The 15113-nt window shown below is 71.5% G+C and carries 22 protein-coding genes; 8 read left to right on the top strand and 14 right to left on the bottom strand.

From position 1 onward, the window contains the following. The 4 genes from F563_RS25315 to F563_RS0106755 all read right to left on the bottom strand — a co-directional run. A partial coding sequence (locus tag F563_RS25315) for a helix-turn-helix domain-containing protein (RefSeq protein ID WP_245557099.1) occupies positions 1-182 on the bottom strand: 182 nt, incomplete at its 3' end. Between the two features lie 114 nt (positions 183-296). After that, on the bottom strand, positions 297-650 hold the full coding sequence (locus tag F563_RS0106765) for a Rieske (2Fe-2S) protein (protein WP_019013898.1): 354 nt from the start codon (positions 648-650) through the stop codon (positions 297-299). Continuing rightward, positions 647-1066, bottom strand: a complete 420-nt coding sequence (locus tag F563_RS0106760; RefSeq protein WP_019013897.1) for an EVE domain-containing protein — start codon at positions 1064-1066, stop codon at positions 647-649. The genes F563_RS0106765 and F563_RS0106760 overlap by 4 nt, the downstream gene beginning before the upstream one ends. 6 nt (positions 1067-1072) lie before the next feature. Then, positions 1073-1369: a YciI family protein gene (locus F563_RS0106755; RefSeq protein ID WP_019013896.1), complete on the bottom strand. Its 297-nt coding sequence runs from the start codon at positions 1367-1369 to the stop codon at positions 1073-1075. Positions 1370-1447: 78 nt separating this feature from the next. Here F563_RS0106755 and F563_RS0106750 point away from each other — a divergent pair, with 78 nt between their 5' ends. The 7 genes from F563_RS0106750 (at position 1448) to ccmI (ending at position 7149) form a co-directional block, all read left to right on the top strand. Further along, the gene (locus F563_RS0106750) at positions 1448-2227 is read left to right on the top strand and encodes a heme ABC transporter permease (protein ID WP_019013895.1); all 780 of its coding nucleotides are present in this window, start codon (positions 1448-1450) and stop codon (positions 2225-2227) included. Continuing rightward, positions 2224-2403 carry a heme exporter protein CcmD gene (gene ccmD / locus F563_RS0106745; RefSeq protein ID WP_019013894.1) on the top strand — a complete coding sequence of 60 codons (180 nt, stop codon included), beginning with the start codon at positions 2224-2226 and terminating at the stop codon, positions 2401-2403. The genes F563_RS0106750 and ccmD overlap by 4 nt, the downstream gene beginning before the upstream one ends. Continuing rightward, positions 2400-2900 (top strand): cytochrome c maturation protein CcmE, encoded by a 501-nt coding sequence (ccmE, locus tag F563_RS0106740; RefSeq protein WP_019013893.1) that lies wholly within the window; start codon positions 2400-2402, stop codon positions 2898-2900. Before ccmD ends, ccmE begins: the two co-directional genes overlap by 4 nt. A 4-nt stretch (positions 2901-2904) precedes the next feature. Next, entirely contained in the window at positions 2905-4887 is a 1983-nt protein-coding gene (locus tag F563_RS0106735; protein ID WP_019013892.1) for a heme lyase CcmF/NrfE family subunit, read from the top strand. After that, positions 4884-5456, top strand: a complete 573-nt coding sequence (locus tag F563_RS0106730) for a DsbE family thiol:disulfide interchange protein (RefSeq protein ID WP_019013891.1) — start codon at positions 4884-4886, stop codon at positions 5454-5456. The genes F563_RS0106735 and F563_RS0106730 overlap by 4 nt, the downstream gene beginning before the upstream one ends. A 116-nt stretch (positions 5457-5572) precedes the next feature. Beyond that, on the top strand, positions 5573-6028 hold the full coding sequence (locus F563_RS0106725; protein WP_019013890.1) for a cytochrome c-type biogenesis protein: 456 nt from the start codon (positions 5573-5575) through the stop codon (positions 6026-6028). Beyond that, the gene (ccmI, locus tag F563_RS23840; protein ID WP_019013889.1) at positions 6025-7149 is read left to right on the top strand and encodes a c-type cytochrome biogenesis protein CcmI; all 1125 of its coding nucleotides are present in this window, start codon (positions 6025-6027) and stop codon (positions 7147-7149) included. Before F563_RS0106725 ends, ccmI begins: the two co-directional genes overlap by 4 nt. 7 nt (positions 7150-7156) lie before the next feature. Here the strand turns inward: ccmI and F563_RS0106715 are convergent, their stop codons facing one another. From F563_RS0106715 to F563_RS0106705, 3 genes are all read right to left on the bottom strand, one after another. Beyond that, positions 7157-8038, bottom strand: coding sequence for a GNAT family N-acetyltransferase (locus F563_RS0106715; protein ID WP_019013888.1), 882 nt, complete (start codon positions 8036-8038; stop codon positions 7157-7159). Further along, the gene (locus F563_RS21830) at positions 8035-8565 is read right to left on the bottom strand and encodes a Fur family transcriptional regulator (protein WP_019013887.1); all 531 of its coding nucleotides are present in this window, start codon (positions 8563-8565) and stop codon (positions 8035-8037) included. Before F563_RS21830 ends, F563_RS0106715 begins: the two co-directional genes overlap by 4 nt. Positions 8566-8714: 149 nt before the next feature. Continuing rightward, positions 8715-9131 carry a Ros/MucR family transcriptional regulator gene (locus F563_RS0106705; RefSeq protein ID WP_019013886.1) on the bottom strand — a complete coding sequence of 139 codons (417 nt, stop codon included), beginning with the start codon at positions 9129-9131 and terminating at the stop codon, positions 8715-8717. A gap of 73 nt (positions 9132-9204) precedes the next feature. On the opposite strand from F563_RS0106705, the gene F563_RS0106700 reads away from it, so the two are divergent. Then, on the top strand, positions 9205-9513 hold the full coding sequence (locus tag F563_RS0106700) for a sulfurtransferase TusA family protein (RefSeq protein ID WP_425386934.1): 309 nt from the start codon (positions 9205-9207) through the stop codon (positions 9511-9513). Here F563_RS0106700 and rimI read toward each other — a convergent pair. The 7 genes from rimI to F563_RS0106665 form a co-directional block, all read right to left on the bottom strand. Then, on the bottom strand, positions 9491-9949 hold the full coding sequence (gene rimI, locus F563_RS0106695; RefSeq protein WP_019013884.1) for a ribosomal protein S18-alanine N-acetyltransferase: 459 nt from the start codon (positions 9947-9949) through the stop codon (positions 9491-9493). The genes F563_RS0106700 and rimI overlap by 23 nt on opposite strands. Next, positions 9946-10539 (bottom strand): tRNA (adenosine(37)-N6)-threonylcarbamoyltransferase complex dimerization subunit type 1 TsaB, encoded by a 594-nt coding sequence (gene tsaB / locus F563_RS23835; RefSeq protein ID WP_019013883.1) that lies wholly within the window; start codon positions 10537-10539, stop codon positions 9946-9948. The genes rimI and tsaB overlap by 4 nt, the downstream gene beginning before the upstream one ends. A gap of 134 nt (positions 10540-10673) precedes the next feature. Then, a complete protein-coding gene (locus F563_RS0106685) occupies positions 10674-11258 on the bottom strand; it encodes a malonic semialdehyde reductase (protein ID WP_019013882.1) in 585 nt (194 codons plus the stop codon). Between the two features lie 3 nt (positions 11259-11261). Further along, positions 11262-11819: a NifU family protein gene (locus F563_RS0106680; protein WP_019013881.1), complete on the bottom strand. Its 558-nt coding sequence runs from the start codon at positions 11817-11819 to the stop codon at positions 11262-11264. A 100-nt stretch (positions 11820-11919) separates the two neighbouring features. After that, positions 11920-12789 carry a glucose-1-phosphate thymidylyltransferase RfbA gene (gene rfbA, locus F563_RS0106675; protein ID WP_019013880.1) on the bottom strand — a complete coding sequence of 290 codons (870 nt, stop codon included), beginning with the start codon at positions 12787-12789 and terminating at the stop codon, positions 11920-11922. Next, on the bottom strand, positions 12786-13841 hold the full coding sequence (rfbB, locus tag F563_RS0106670) for a dTDP-glucose 4,6-dehydratase (protein WP_019013879.1): 1056 nt from the start codon (positions 13839-13841) through the stop codon (positions 12786-12788). Before rfbB ends, rfbA begins: the two co-directional genes overlap by 4 nt. 5 nt (positions 13842-13846) lie before the next feature. Further along, positions 13847-15010, bottom strand: coding sequence for a M20 family metallopeptidase (locus F563_RS0106665; protein ID WP_245557104.1), 1164 nt, complete (start codon positions 15008-15010; stop codon positions 13847-13849). Between the last annotated feature and the right edge of the window lie 103 nt (positions 15011-15113).

Below are 15113 nucleotides of genomic sequence, written 5' to 3'. Positions count from 1 at the left end.
GGGCGTCGCCGCGCACCATGAGGCCGCGGCGCCGTGCTGCCGGTCGCGCGATACAACTGCGACCAACGCACCGCGCTCGCCACGCTCACCGAGAACAGCTTGGCCGCCTCGCGGCAACTCGCGCCATTCCGCATGGCCGCCACGACGCGATCACGCAGATCACAGGACAGGGCTCGGGTCATCGGCTGCTGGCCTCCAGCCCAGCCAGCAGCTTGAATCAGAAAACCAAACGCGCCGGAACACCCAATCCGATTCCACCAGAAGGAATCAGGCTCTAGCGCCGGTCCGCGCCTGGCTCAGTCCGGGATCGGGCCGACCAGCACGGCCCCCTCCTCCACGCGTGCGGGGACGGGCGTCAGGCGCTCGCCGGCGCAGGGGCCCTTGAGACAGAACCCGTCCTCGATGCGGAACAGGGCGCCGTGCGTCGAGCACTGGATGTGCCGGCGCCGCGCGTCGAGGAACCGGTCGGGTGCGATGTCGAGCGACACGCCGAGATGCGGGCAGGAGTTGAGATAGACCCAGACCGCGTTCCCCCGGCGGACCGCGAAGATGCCCGTGAACCGGCCGGGGGGCGGGTCGAACCCCTTCGCCCCGCCGTCGGGAATGTCGTCGAGCCGGCAGAGCGCGCGCTCGGCGGTGGCGGTGCTCAAGGCGCCTTGAACCCGCCCATGGCGCAGAGCGTGCGCCAATGCGCCGCGCTGACCGGCATCACCGACAGCCGCGACTGGCGGATCAGCGGCAGCCCCTCCAGCCGCGGCGAGGCCTTGATCTCGGCGAGTCCCACCGGCCGCGGGAACGGGCCCACCGCCTTCATGTCCACGCAGACCCAAGGGGAGCCGGGCTCGGCCGTCGGGTCGGGGTATGCCTCGCGCACCACCTCGACCACGCCGACGATCTGCTTGCCGATGTTGGAGTGGTAGAAGAACGCCCGGTCCCCGAGCTTCATCGCCATCAGGTTCTGCTTGGCGGTGTGGTTGCGCACGCCGGTCCAGGGCTCCACGCCCTTCGCGACCTGCTCGTCCCAGGAGAAGGCGTCGGGCTCGGACTTCACCAGCCAGTAGGCCATCGTCGGTTATCCGGCGACCTGCTGGCCGTCCTTGAACACCACGCGCATGGGGCGGATCACCATGGACTCGAACAGCCCCGCCTGGGCGTAGGGGTCGCCCGAGGCGAAGGCCTCGACGGCGGCGCGGTCGGGCATATCGACCACATAGAGCGACCCGCGCGGCTTGCCCTCGCCGTCCAGCACCGGGCCGACCAGCAGGAAAGCCTCCTTGTGGGCATTGAGGTATTCCAGGTGCTTCGGGCGGGTCGCCAGCCTGAGCTCCAGGCTGTCCGGCTTGTCCACGCACTGAATGGTGAAATGCATCCCCGTCGGTCTCCCTTGCGGCCGCACACGCCGGGTTGCGCTTCAAACCCGGGCCCATGGCCCATATCATCGCCCGGGATGGATGGAAACGCAGCCCCGCGCGGCCGCAGCCTGCACCGCTTCGCCAATCCGGGCCGCTTCATGCGGCTGTCCGGCGCCGTCCTGCCGTGGGTGGCGATGCTGGGGATCGCCGTCTCAGCGGTCGGGCTGGTCTGGGGGCTCGGCTTCGCGCCGCGCGACTGGCAGCAGGGCGACACGGTGCGGATCATGTACGTGCACGTGCCCGCGGCCTGGATGGCGATGGGGGGCTATCTTGGCTTGGCGATCGCCTCGTTCACGAGCCTCGTGTGGCGCCATCCGCTCGCCGACATCGCCGCGACCTCGATCGCTCCCGTGGGCGCCGTGTTCACCGCGATCTGCCTGATCACCGGCAGCCTCTGGGGCAAGCCGATGTGGGGCACCTGGTGGGTGTGGGACGCGCGGCTGACCTCGGTGCTGGTGCTGTTCTTCCTCTATCTCGGCCACATCGCCCTGACCTCGGCCTTCGACGAGCCCGAGCGCGCCGCGCGTCCGGCCGCGATCCTGGCGCTGATCGGCGCGGTGAACCTGCCGATCATCAAGTTCAGCGTCGACTGGTGGAACACGCTGCACCAGCCCGCCTCAGTGACGCGGTTCGACGCGCCGGCCGTCCACGTGGACATCCTCTGGCCGCTGCTGATCGCCGGCCTCGGCTTCCTGTTCGCCTTCGCCGCGATCGTGCTGCTGCGGATGCGCACGACCATCCTCGAGCGCCGCGCCCGGGCGCTGATGCTCGCCCGCGCCGCCGAGGCGCGCGCGCCGGAGGCTGTGCCGGCATGAGCGAGTTCCTGTCCATGGGCGGCTACGCGGCCTTCGTCTGGCCGTCCTATGCGGTTGCGGTCGGCGCGCTGGTGGCGCTGGCCGCCGTGTCGTTCCGGCAGTGGCGCGCGGCGAAGGCCGAGGTCGCGCGTCTGGAGGCACTCGGCCCGCGCCGGCGCGGCGGAGGTGGCGCATGAGTCGCAAGAAGCGCCGCCTCTGGATCCTGCTGCTGTGCGGCCTCGGTCTGGGCACCGCGACGGCGCTGACGCTGACCGCGTTCGAGGACAGTCTCGTGTTCTTCTTCTCGCCCTCGGATCTCGCGGCCAAGCCCATGCCGCCCGACCGGCCGTTCCGTGTCGGCGGACTGGTCGAGGCGGGCAGCGTGGTCCGCAGCACCAATGCCGAGGGCAGGATGGAAACGGCGTTCCTCGTCACCGACGGCGCGCGGTCGCTCCGCGTGACCTATACCGGCATCCTGCCCGACCTGTTCCGCGAGGGGCAGGGCGTGGTGGCGGAAGGGCGGCTCCGTCCCGACGGCAGCTTCGCCGCCTCGACCGTGCTCGCGCGCCACGACGAGACCTACATGCCGCCCGAGGTGGCGGACGCGCTGAAGCGCGCCGGGCACTGGCAGCCGGGCCAGCCGCCACCGCCGGCGGCGCTGTGGAACACGCTCACCGCGCCGGCGACGAACTGAAACGATGATCCCGGAACTCGGCCATTTCGCCCTTGTGCTCGCGCTGCTGCTCGCGTGCGCGCAGGCGGTGACAAGCCTCGTGGGCGCGCAGCTCGGCGAGCGGCGCGGCGCGCTCTTGATCGCCGCCGGCCCACCGACCGCGATCGGCGGCGCGGCCTTCGTCGGGCTCTCGTTCGGCTGCCTGATGTGGTCCTACGCGGTGAGCGACTTCTCGGTCGCGAACGTGGTGCAGAACAGCCACTCGCTGAAGCCGATGCTCTACAAGCTCACCGGCACCTGGGGGAACCACGAGGGCTCCATGGTGTTGTGGATCCTGATCCTGGGGCTGTGCAGCGCGGCGGTCGCCTGGTTCGGCGGCAACCTTCCCGCCAGCTTGCGCGCGCGCGTGCTCGGCGTGCTGGGGCTGATCGCGGTCGGGTTCCTGCTGTTCACCATCCTGACCTCGAATCCGTTCGAGCGCGTCTGGCCGATCCCGGAGGACGGCACCGATCTCAACCCGCTGCTGCAGGACCCCGGCCTCGCCTTCCATCCGCCCTTCCTCTACCTGGGCTATGTCGGCACCGCGGTCGCCTTCGCCTTCGCCTGCGCGGCGCTGATCGAGGGGCGGGTGGATGCCGCCTGGGGCCGCTGGGTGCGGCCCTGGACGCTCGCCGCCTGGTGCGCGCTGACGCTCGGCATCGCGCTCGGCTCCTGGTGGGCCTATTACGAGCTCGGCTGGGGCGGGTTCTGGTTCTGGGATCCGGTCGAGAACGCCTCGCTGATGCCCTGGCTGCTCGCGACCGCGCTGCTGCATTCCGCAATCGTGGTGGAGAAGCGCGAGGCGCTGAAGGTCTGGACCATCCTGCTCGCGATCCTGACCTTCTCGTTGTCGCTGCTCGGCACGTTCCTGGTGCGCTCCGGCATCCTCAACTCGGTGCACGCCTTCGCCAATGATCCCGACCGCGGCGTGTTCATCCTGATCCTGCTCGCGGTGACCGTGGGCGGGTCGCTCATGCTGTTCGCCTGGCGCGCGCCGGCGATGGTGCCGCAGGGCGTGTTCGCGCCGCTCTCGCGCGAGGGTGCGCTGGTGCTGAACAACCTGCTGTTGGCGACACTGTGCGCGGTGGTGTTCGTCGGCACGCTCTATCCGCTGTTCGCTGACCTCGTGCTGGGCGCGAAGATCACGGTCGGCCCGCCGTTCTTCAACGCGACCACGTTCCCCCTGTTCGTGCCGCTGATGATCGCCATGGCGGTCGGGCCGCTCTTGCCGTGGAAGCGCGCGGATCTCTGGGCGGCGCTGGCGCGGTTGCGGCTTGCCATGGCGGTCGTTGCGGTGTTCGCGGTCGTGTACATCGCCGCGGTGGATCGCGCGCTCTTGCCGCTGCTCGGCTTCGCGGTCGCGCTCTGGGTGGTGCTCGCGGCGGCGACCGACCTTGCCGACCGGATCAAGCTCGGCGCTGTGCCCTTGGGCGACTCGTGGCGCCGGCTGCGCGGGCTGCCGCGCGGGGCGATCGGCGGCATCATCGCCCATGCCGCGGTCGGCATCTGTGTCGCCGGGATCGCCGGCAAGGGCATCGCGCCGGAGCGGATCACGCTGCTCCGGCCGGGCGAGACGACGACGATCGCCGCCTACACGATCCGCTTCGAGGGCACCTCGTCCGTCGCCGGACCGAACTGGACCGGCACGGAGGGGCGGCTCGTCGTGATCCGCGACGGGCGCGAGATCGGGGCGCTGACGCCGCAGCGGCGTTTCTATCCGGTCGCGCGCATGAACACGACCGAGGCGGCGATCCGCACCTCGGGCTTCGCCGATCTCTACGGCGTGATCGGCGAGAGCACGGCTGACGGCGCGACGGTGGTGCGGCTGCACTTCAATCCGCTCGCCCCGTGGATCTGGTTCGGCGCGGTGCTGATGGCGCTGGGCGGCCTGGTGAGCCTGTCGGATCGGCGCCTGCGCGTCGGTGTGCCGGCGCGCCGGCGTGCGCCTGTGCCGGTGGCGGCGGAATGACGGCGCGGCGGCTGCTGTTCGCGCTGCCGGCGCTGGCGCTGCTGGTGGCCGCCGCCGGGTTCTGGGCGATGCTCTCGGGGATGCAGCGCGGCAGCTTCGATCCGCGCGGCGTGCCCTCGGCGCTGGTCGGGCGCGAGGTGCCGCGCTTCGAGCTCGCTGCGTTGGCCGGATGGAACAAGCCCGGGCTGTCGTCGGCGGACATCGCCGCGGCCGCGCGTGAGGGGCCGGTGCTGGTGAACTTCTTCGCGTCCTGGTGCGTGCCGTGCCTGGTGGAGCATCCGCAGCTGATGCGGCTCGCGGCCGAGGGCGTGCCGGTGTTCGGCATCAACTACCACACGGGGACGCAGAAGGATCCCGGCGCGGTGGACTGGCTGCGGCGGCATGGCGATCCGTTCCGGCGCATCGGCGTCGACGTCACGGGGCGCGTGGCCGTGGATTTCGGCGTGTACGGCGTTCCGGAGACGTATCTGATCGACCGCGAGGGGATCGTGCGCTGGCGCATGGCCGGGCCGATCACGGAGCAGATCCTGGCGGACGAAGTCCGCCCTCTGCTCAGGAGGTACAGATGAAGGCGGGGGACCACGCTGGTCCCCCGCGCCCCCTGCGGAGGGCGCGCCTCCCGTTGGTCGGCGCGCGCGGCCCCCGACCAACGGGAGGGGGCCCCTCATGGGGTGCGCGAGGGGCCTTGCGGCCCCTCGCCTTGGTTTTCTTCCTGCTTTGCGCGCCAGCGCACGCCGTGGTCGACCCGCGCGAGATGCTGCCCGACCCCGCCCAGGAGCAGCGCGCGCGCGACATCGGCCGTGGCCTTCGCTGCCTCGTCTGCCAGAACCAATCCATCGACGACTCCAACGCCGACCTCGCGCGCGACCTCCGCCGCATCGTCCGCGAACGCGTTGCCGCCGGCGACAGCGATGCCGAAGTCGTGCGCTTCGTCACCGACCGCTACGGCGATTACGTGCTGCTGCGCCCGCCGGTGAACGCCGTCACCATCGGCCTCTGGGCCGCGCCGGCGCTGATCCTGCTCGCCGGTGGCGCGGGCGCGTTCGCCTATCTGCGCCGCCGCCGCGCCGCCACGCCCCCGGAAGCCGCGCCGCTCTCGCCCGAGGAGCGCGCGCGGCTCAGGCACCTGACCGCCGAATGATCGACTGGATCGTCCTCGGTGCGGCCACCTTCACCGCCGTCCTTCTGGTCCTCTGGCCGGCGATCCGCGGCGTCCGCCCGCCGCCGCCGCGCGAGGCGCACGACGCCGCCCTCTACCGCGCCCAGCTCGCCGAGCTCGACCGCGACCGCGCCGAAGGCCGGCTGTCGGACCGTGAACACCGCGACGCCGTGCTGGAAGTGCAGCGACGCCTGCTCGCCGCCGTGCCGGCGCCACCCGAAACGCCCGCGAAGGCCGAGACGCCCGCCGCCGCGCGCTGGCTGATCGGGGGCATCGCCGCGGTCCTGCCGGCGCTCGCGCTCGCGCTCTACCTGCCGCGCGGCATGCCGGGCATGCCCGCCTTCCCGCACGCCGAGGTACAGGCCGTGCGCCAGGCGGAACGCGCCGAGACCGATGCGCTGCTCGCGCAGGTGCGCGCGCGCATCGCCACCCTGCCGCCCGACAGCGAGGACGCCCGCCGCGGCTGGGCCCTGATCGCCAATGTCGAGCGCCGCCGCGGCAACGCTGCGGGCGCGGTCGAGGCGGGACGGCGCGCGCTCGCGATCCGCTTCGAGCCCGGCCTCGCGATCGACCTCGCCGAGACGCTGGCGATCGCCTCCGACGGCCGGGTGACAGCCGAGGCGCGGCGACTGCTTGAACGTGCCCGTGCCGCGGCGCCCGACGATGTGCGCGCGCGCTACTACCTCGCATTGGCCGATCTCCAGGCCGGCGACACCGAGGCGGCGATCGCGGGCTTCCGCGCGGTCGAGCGGCTCTCGCCGCCGGATGCGTCGTGGCGGCCGATGCTGGCCGAGCGCATCGCCGAGGCCGAGACGCGCGCGCGCGCCCAGGCCGCGCCCGGCCCGACCGCGGAACAGATGGCCGCCGCCGCCGAGCTGCCGCCCGACCAGCGCGCGGCGATGATCGAAGGGATGGTGACGCGGCTGGCGGAACGGCTGCGCGAGACGCCGAACGACGCGGAAGGGTGGCTCCGCCTCGCGCGCGCCTATCGCGTGATGGGCCGCACGACGGACGCGCGCGCGGCCCTCAACCGCGCGGCCGAGTTGCTGCCGGACGATCCGCGCGTCGTCGCCGAGAAGATGGCGCTCGGCGCCGGCGGGTGACGGTCGCTTACGCCTCCGGCGGCACGGCCGGGGCGCGCCCCTCGGAATCAAGAGCGTCGCGCAGCCGCCGCTCGTAGTGGCGGTAGTACTTGTCCGTGACCAGATCGGTCTTCACCACCACACAGACATCCGTGGTGTTGAATTGTTCATCGATCACGGCGCCGTCGCCGACGAATCCGCCGAGGCGGAGATAGCCCTTGATCAATGGCGGCAGCTCGTTGAGCACCGCCTTCAGGTCGATCGCCTCGGGCGGCATGCGCCGCATCTCCACATACCGGTGCGGCAGCGCGCGCGGACGCAGCGCCGGCGGCGCGAGGTGGTTGTGCCAGAGATACGTCAGCGGCGCGGCCAGCGCGTCCGGGTCGGTGCCGTGCAGCGACGCGCAGCCGAACATCAGGTCGATGCGGTGCTTGAACACATAGGCCGCGATGCCGCGCCAGAGCAGTTGAAGGGTTGGGCGCGTTCGATAGGCAGCATCGACACAGGAGCGGCCGAGCTCCAGGATCTCGCCGGGGAACGACTCGATCAACGCGATATCGTACTCGCTCGCGGAGTAGAACCCGCCGAGCTTCGCCGCCGCCGGGCGACGGATCAGCCGGTAGGTGCCGACCACGCTGTCGGCGCCGGAGCCGCGGTCGTGGTCGATCACCAGCAGATGGTCGGCGACCGCGTCGAACGCGTCGAAATCGCGCCGCCGCGCGGCGACCTCCGCGGTCGGGTGCGCGCCCATCTCGTCGTAGAACACGCGGTAGCGCAACGCCTGCGCCGCATCGAGCTCCCACGCCCGCTCGGCGATGCGCACGCCGAGATTGTTGGCGCGCAGCTCGCCGAACCCGGGGCCGTCGATGGCGGCGACTGACTGCATGGGCGGCTTCACGTCCTTCGTCATGCGGGTCCGGTTCGTTTCGGGGCCGCGTGTCTGGCACGCGGCCGCGGTGCAGGGCGCCGGTCGGGGTCGGCCTGACGGCGTGCCGCCGATCCGCCCCGTGCCGCGACGGACTCGGCTGCCGCGGCGATGCGCCGGCCGAACAGCTGCAGCCGGCTGGACGCGAGCGCAAAGCCGAGCCGCTCGGCGATCTCGCGGGCCATGCGCTCGAAGCCCTCGTCGGCGAATTCGATCACCTTTCCGGTGTCGACGTCGATCAGATGGTGGTGATGACCGCGATCGGTCGGGTCGTAGCGGGCGCGTCCCTCGCCGAAATCGCGTCGCTCGAGGATACCCTTCTCCTCCAGCAGGCGCACCGTGCGGTACACCGTGGCGATCGACACCTTCGGATCGATCGCGCTCGCGCGCCGGTACAATTCCTCGACATCCGGGTGGTCGGTCGCTTCGGAGAGCACGCGCGCGATGACGCGGCGCTGGCCCGTCATCTTCAGGCCCAGTTCGACGCACATGCGTTCGATCCGGCTCTCCATCCGCCCTCCTCAGCCGCAAAGCCCGGAACGCACCGGCAGGCCGCAGAGGCGCGTCGCACCCCGCGGCTGCTCAACCGGCCTCCGGGCCGCGCCGACCCCGGTATAGCAGATGACGACGCGTCGGTCCCGCCGGGCCGGGGCCGGGCGGTTCAGCCGCGCCGGCCGGACCGGGGCTTGGTGCCGAGCCCGATCTTCTTGGCGAGCGTCGAGCGGTGCTTGGCGTAGTTCGGCGCCACCATCGGGTAGTCGGGCGCCAGGCCCCAGCGCTCGCGATACTGCTCGGGCGTCATGTTGTAGGCGGTCTTGAGATGGCGCTTCAGCATCTTCAGCTTCTTGCCGTCCTCAAGACAAATGATGTAATCGGGGTGGACCGACTTCTTCACCGGCACCGCCGGCTGCGGCTTCTCCGCCGGCGCCGCGCCCTTGCCGACGGCCGAGAGCGTGCGGAACACCTCCTGGATCAGGCCAGGCAGTTCCGAAAGTGGCACGCTGTTGTTGCTGACATGCGCCGAGACGATCTCGGCGGTCAGTTCGAGGATATTCGAGTCGGACTGCTGGTCCTGCATCGCCGTTGCCTTCACCTTCCGGGACGAGTCGCGGCGGTGTATAAGGCGCTATGTAGCAAGCCGCAACGATAACTTGCTGCGCGTTGTGGTTTTTTTCGTCGAACAGGGTGTGCAAGACGTGCCGAAGAACGAGTCGGAGCAATTTTTTCTCGACATCACAACCGAGACTTGTCCAATGACGTTCGTTCGGACGCGTCTGCTACTCGACCGCATGCCTCCCGGCGCCACGGCGACGGTGCGGCTCGCCGGCAAGGAGCCGCTCGGCAACGTTCCGGGCTCGGCACAGGCGCTCGGTCACACGGTCGTTTCGATCGTGCCGGAGGCGTCCGGGCGGGAGGCCCCGTCCGATGTCTGGCTCGTCACCCTGAGGAAGGCGGGGTGAGCGGCCGCGCCAGCACCACGGCGTCGTCCCCGTCCGGGTAGTAGCGCCGACGTCGGCCGGCCTCGCGGAATCCCCCTGCCGCGTAGAGCCGCCGCGCAGCTTGGTTCGCCTCCGCGACCTCCAGGAACAGCCGCGCCGCGCCGCGCTTCGCGGCTTCGGCGGCGATCGCGGCCAGCAGGTGTCGGCCGATGCCACGTCGTGTGTGGGCCGGCGCGACGCCGAGCGTGACGATCTCGGCCTCGTCGGCGGCGATGCGGGCGAGCACGAACCCGGCGGGCTCGCCGTCCAGCGTCGCGATCAGCGCGAAGGCGCCCGGCATGGCGAGCAGGCGCGCCATGGCCGGTTCGCTCCACGGGTCGGCGGGAAACGCGGCCTGGTGGAGCGCGGCAAGCAGCGCGGCGGCGTCAGGGCCGGCCGGCGCGATCGCGATGCTCACGCGGGGGCGGGGCGCAGTGCCGGGGGTGGACGCACGGCCGGCGGGTCGATGTAGAGCGGCGTGGCGTCGAGCGGTGCGAGCGTGCCGTCGAGGCGTGCGCGGGCGATGCGGGCGACGTCGCGGGCGTCCGGCAACGTGGCGGGCGCGTCGGGCCGGAGGATCGGCGCGGCATCGCCGACGATGCGGGCGATGGCGGGCGGGGCGTCGCCCGGGCGCCAGGCGGTTGGCGGTGCGGTGGGGTGCGGCAGGCTGCCAGCGACGGTGAAGGGCATGAGGAAGATGTGCCCCCGGCGGCTGTCGATCGCGGCGAGCACGGGACCGTCGGGCGCGGCGGCGGCGAGCGCCTCGCCGGTGGTGACGGGGATCAGCGGAATGCCGACGCCGAGGGCGATGCCGCGGGCGAGGGCGAGGGCGGCGCGCACGCCGGTGAAGCTGCCCGGCCCGATGGTGACGGCGACGGCGTCGGGCGTGGCGTCGGCGAGGACCTGCTGCGCGAGCAGGACGATGGCGGCGGCCTGGCCGTGGCCGCCGGGCGCCTCGGCCGAGGCATCGCCGAAGGCGGCGGTGCTGCGCGCGAGCGCGCACTCCAAGGCAAGAATCCGGGGGGCCGCAAGGCCCCCCGCGCCCCCCTGGAAGGGCCCCCTCCCGTTGGTCGGGGGCCGCGGCCCGACCAACGGGAGGGCCGCCCTCACGGGGGGTCCGGGGGGCCAATGGCCCCCCGCCCTCACAAAACCTTGCACGCTTCCTCGAACCCCAGCCGCGGCCGGCGCGGCGGCAGATGCGTGCCGTCACCCCGGCCGATATTCACCAGGAAGTTCGACCGGATCGACGTGCCCCTGAAGAACAGCTCGTCCACCAGCGCATTGTCGAACCCGCTCATCGGCCCGCAATCCAGCCCGACCGCGCGGCACGCCAGGATCAGATACGCCCCCTGCAAGGTGCCGTTGCGGAACGCGGTCGTTTCGAGCAGGTCCGGATTGCCCGCGAACCAGCGCCGCGCATCCGCCTCGGGAAACAGCCGCGGCAGCAGATCGTGGAACTCGACATCATGGCCCACGATCGCCGTGACCGGCGCGGCCATGGTCTTCGCCACATTGCCCGCCGACAACGCCGGCTTCAGCTTCTCCTTGGCCTCGGCGCTGCGCAGGAACAGCACCCGCACCGGCGAACAGTTCGCGCTCGTCGGACCGAGCTTCGCGAGATCCCAGACGCGCCGCAGATCATCGTCGGTGACCGGATCGGGGCGCCACGCCGAGAAGGTGCGCGCCTCACGGAACAGCAGGTCGAGCGACCAGTCGTCGAGCCCCAACGCCTACTCCACCGCCTGCACGGCGACGACCTCGGGCACGTAGTGCTTCAGCATGTTCTCGATGCCGTGCTTCAGCGTCGCACGCGAGGACGGACAGCCCGAGCACGCACCCTGCAAGCGCAGCTGCACCACGCCGTCGCGGAACCCGCGCAGCACGATGTCGCCGCCATCCATCGCGACGGCGGGGCGCACGCGCGTGTCGATCAGCTCGCGGATCTGCGCGACGATCTCGCGATCCTCCTCCGCCACCTCGAACGCGTCCTCGTCCTCCGCCTCGCCCTCCATCACCGGCAGGCCGGAGAGGAAATGGTCCATGATCACGCCCAGCACCTGCGGCTTCAGCAGCGACCAGTCGGCGTCGTGCGTCTTGCTGACGGTGATGAAGTCGGCGCCGAGGAACACGCGCGTCACCTCGGGCAGGCCGAACAGCGCGCGCGCGAGCGGGCTCGCGCCCGCCGTGTCGGGCCCCGGGAAGTCGGCCGTGCCGACAGCCATCACGGTGCGCCCGGGCAGGAACTTCAGCGTGGCCGGGTTGGGGGTGTCCTCGGTCTCGATGAACATGGCGTACTCCTTCGCCCCTCGGCCCGAGCCATCGAGGACCGGCCGGGTCGGCTTTGCCCAGAGGTGGCAGCGCGGCCGCCCGGGGTCAAGCGCGGTTGGCTCAGCCCTCCTCGGCGAGCAGGCGGCGGAGATAGGCGCCGTAGGCCGATTTGCCGAGCCGCTCGGCCGCCGCGATCACGGCCGCGCGGTCGATGAAGCCCATGCGCCAGGCGATCTCCTCGGGGCAGGCGACCTTCAGCCCCTGCACCATCTCCAGCGAGCGGACGAACTCGGCCGCCTCGATCAGACTCTCGGGCGTGCCGGTGTCGAGCCAGGCATAGCCGCGCCCGAGCCGCTCCACCGCGAGCCGCCCCTCGGCGAGATAGACCGCGTTCAGGTCGCTGATCTCGAGCTCGCCGCGCGGCGACGGCTTGAGCCGCGCCGCCACGTCCGAGACGTCGGGGCCATAGAAATAGAGCCCGGTGACAGCCCAGTTCGACTTGGGCGCGCGCGGCTTCTCCTCGATCGACACCGGCCGCCAATCGGCGTCGAACGACACCACGCCGAAGCGCTCGGGGTCGCGCACGTGGTAGGCGAACACCACGGTCTCGTCGGACGCGGCGGCGCGGGCAAGCATCGTTTGCAGCCCGTCGCCGTGGAAGATGTTGTCGCCGAGGATCAGGCAGACGCGCTCCCCGGCGATGAAGTCGCGGCCGATCAGGAAGGCCTGCGCCAGCCCCTCGGGCTTCGGCTGCACCGCGTAGGAGAGCCGCACGCCCCACGCCGAGCCGTCGCCGAGCTGGGCGCGGAACAAGGGTTCGTGCTCGGGCGTGGTGATCACCAGGATGTCGCGGATGCCCGCCAGCAGCAGCGTGCTGAGCGGGTAGTAGATCATCGGCTTGTCGTAGACGGGCAGCAGCTGCTTCGACAGCACGCTGGTCATGGGATGCAGCCGCGTGCCGGCGCCGCCGGCGAGGATGATGCCCTTCATGTCACGCCCAGCCGGCCGCCGTCATAGCGCTCGCGCATCCCGTCCTCCCACCAGCCGCGGTGTTCGAGATACCAGGTGACGGTGCGGCGCAGCCCCTCGGCGAAGCTGCGCTGCCCCGCCTTCCAGCCGAGTTCGCGCTCGATCCGCGTGCAGTCGATCGCGTAGCGGAAGTCGTGGCCCGGCCGGTCGGGGACGAAGGAGATCAGCCGCCGTCGCGGCCCTTCCTGCTGCACGCCCTCCAGCTCGTCCACCAGGTCGCAGATCGCGCTGACGACATCGAGATTGCGGCACTCCTCGCCGCCGCCGACGAGATAGGTCTCGCCTGGGGTCCCGCGCGTCAGGATCGCATGCAGCGCCTCGGCGTGGTCCTCGACATAGAGCCAGTCGCGCACCTGGCGCCCGTCGCCATAGACCGGAAGTTTCTCGCCGCGCACGGCCTTGATGGTCATCAGCGGAATGAGCTTCTCCCAGAACTGCCACGGCCCGTAGTTGTTCGAGCAGTTCGAGATCAGCGTCGGCAGGCCGTAGGTGCGGAACCAGGCGCGCGCGAGATGATCCGCCCCGGCCTTGGACGCGGCGTAGGGCGAGTTCGGGCGGTAGGGCGAGGCCTCGGTGAAGGCCCCCTCCTCGCCGAGGGCGCCATAGACCTCGTCGGTCGAGACCTGGAGAAAGCGGAACCGCGCGCGCGCCGCCGGGTCGAGCCCGCGCCAGTAGCGCGTCGCCTCGTGCAGCAGCGCCGCCGTGCCCATCACGTTCGTCTGCACGAAGGCGAGGGGGCCGTCGATCGAGCGATCGACATGCGTCTCGGCGGCCAGGTTCATGATCGCGTCGGGGCGGAACTCGGCGATCGCGCGCCCGACGGCTTCGGCATCGGCGATGTCGGCCTTCACGAAGGCGTAGTTCGGCGAGAACACCGCGTTCTCGACCGCGGCGAGGTTCGCGGCATAGGTGAGCTTGTCGAGGTTCAGCACCCGCGCGCCGACATCGCGCACGAGATGGCGCACCACGGCCGAGCCGATGAAGCCCGCGCCGCCGGTGACGAGGATGCGCATGGGGTTCAGTGCAGCGTCTCCAGGAGCCCGAGCATCAGCGCGGCGCGGGGCGCGAGCTCGCGCCACAGGATGTGCTCGTGATCGGCATGCGCGCCCGCGCCGGGGCAGCCGAGCCCGTCCAGCGTGGGGATGCCCATCACGGCGGTGAAGTTGCCGTCAGAGCCGCCGCCCCGGTGCTGCTTCGGCAGATCGAAGCCGAGCCCCGCCGCGATCGCGCGCGCCCGCTCGTAGAGTCCGAGCACGGCCGGGCTTTCGGCATAGGGCGGGCGGTTCATCGCGCCCGTCACGGTCACGCGGCAGCGCGGGTTCTTCGGCGTGAGGCCGAGGATCGCGGCCTCGCAGCGTTCACCGTCCTCGACCGTGGGCACGCGCAGGTCGATCTCGCAGGACGCCTCCTGCGCGATCACGTTCGGCCGCGTGCCGCCGGCGATCGGCGCGACATTGGTGGTGATCCCGCGCTTGAGATCGACCATCGCGTTGATCGCCAGGATCTGGTGCGCGAGTTCCACCACCGCGGAGGCGCCGTCCTCGAAATTGCCGCCCGAATGCGCTGCCACACCGGTGACCGCGAGTTCGAACCGGCCCACGCCCTTGCGCGCGGTCACCGCCGCCCCGCCCGGGCCCGCGGGCTCGGGGATCAGCACATAGGCGGCGTTGCGCGCCTCGGCCTCGATCAGCGCCCGGCTGGTGGGGCTGCCGACCTCCTCGTCGGGGGTGAGCAGCAGCGTGACCGGCAGCCGGGTCGCGACCTTCTGGCGCAACAGCGACGTCACCGCGTGGTAGGCGAGGAAGGAGCCGGCCTTCATGTCGTAGATGCCGGGGCCGTGGGCGCGCTCGCCCTCCACCCGGAACGGCATCGCGGCGAGGGTTCCGTGCGCCCAGACCGTGTCGAGATGGCCCGCGATCAGGATCCCCTTGCCCTCGGCATGGCCGATCCGCGCGCGGAGCATGTCTCCGTAGCCGTCGCGCCCTGCGATCCGCCGGACCTCGGCGCCGGCCCCGCGCAGGCCGGATTCCGCCTTGTCGATCAGGCGGTTGACGGCGTTCGGGTCGGTGGTCGGGGTCTCGATCTCGACCCACTGGCGCAGGCTGTCGAGAAGCGCCTCGGACGTGCCCGGATCGGTCGCCGGCATGGTGATGTTCATCCTCTGTTTCAGAAGGCGCGGCATGCTGCGCTGCGCTGGAATGCTTGTCCAGGCAACACGGCTCGCGTAGTTTTGGACATGCTGCGCCGCCGAACGAGGCGAGTCGCGCAGGGGGAAAGGGTGTGGT

Origin of the sequence: Elioraea tepidiphila DSM 17972, from assembly GCF_000378465.1 — a bacterium.
GTDB classification, from domain to species: Bacteria; Pseudomonadota; Alphaproteobacteria; order Acetobacterales; family Acetobacteraceae; genus Elioraea; species Elioraea tepidiphila.
Note: the sequence above shows the minus strand (reverse complement) of the source record. Positions and strands in the feature narration are given on the sequence as shown.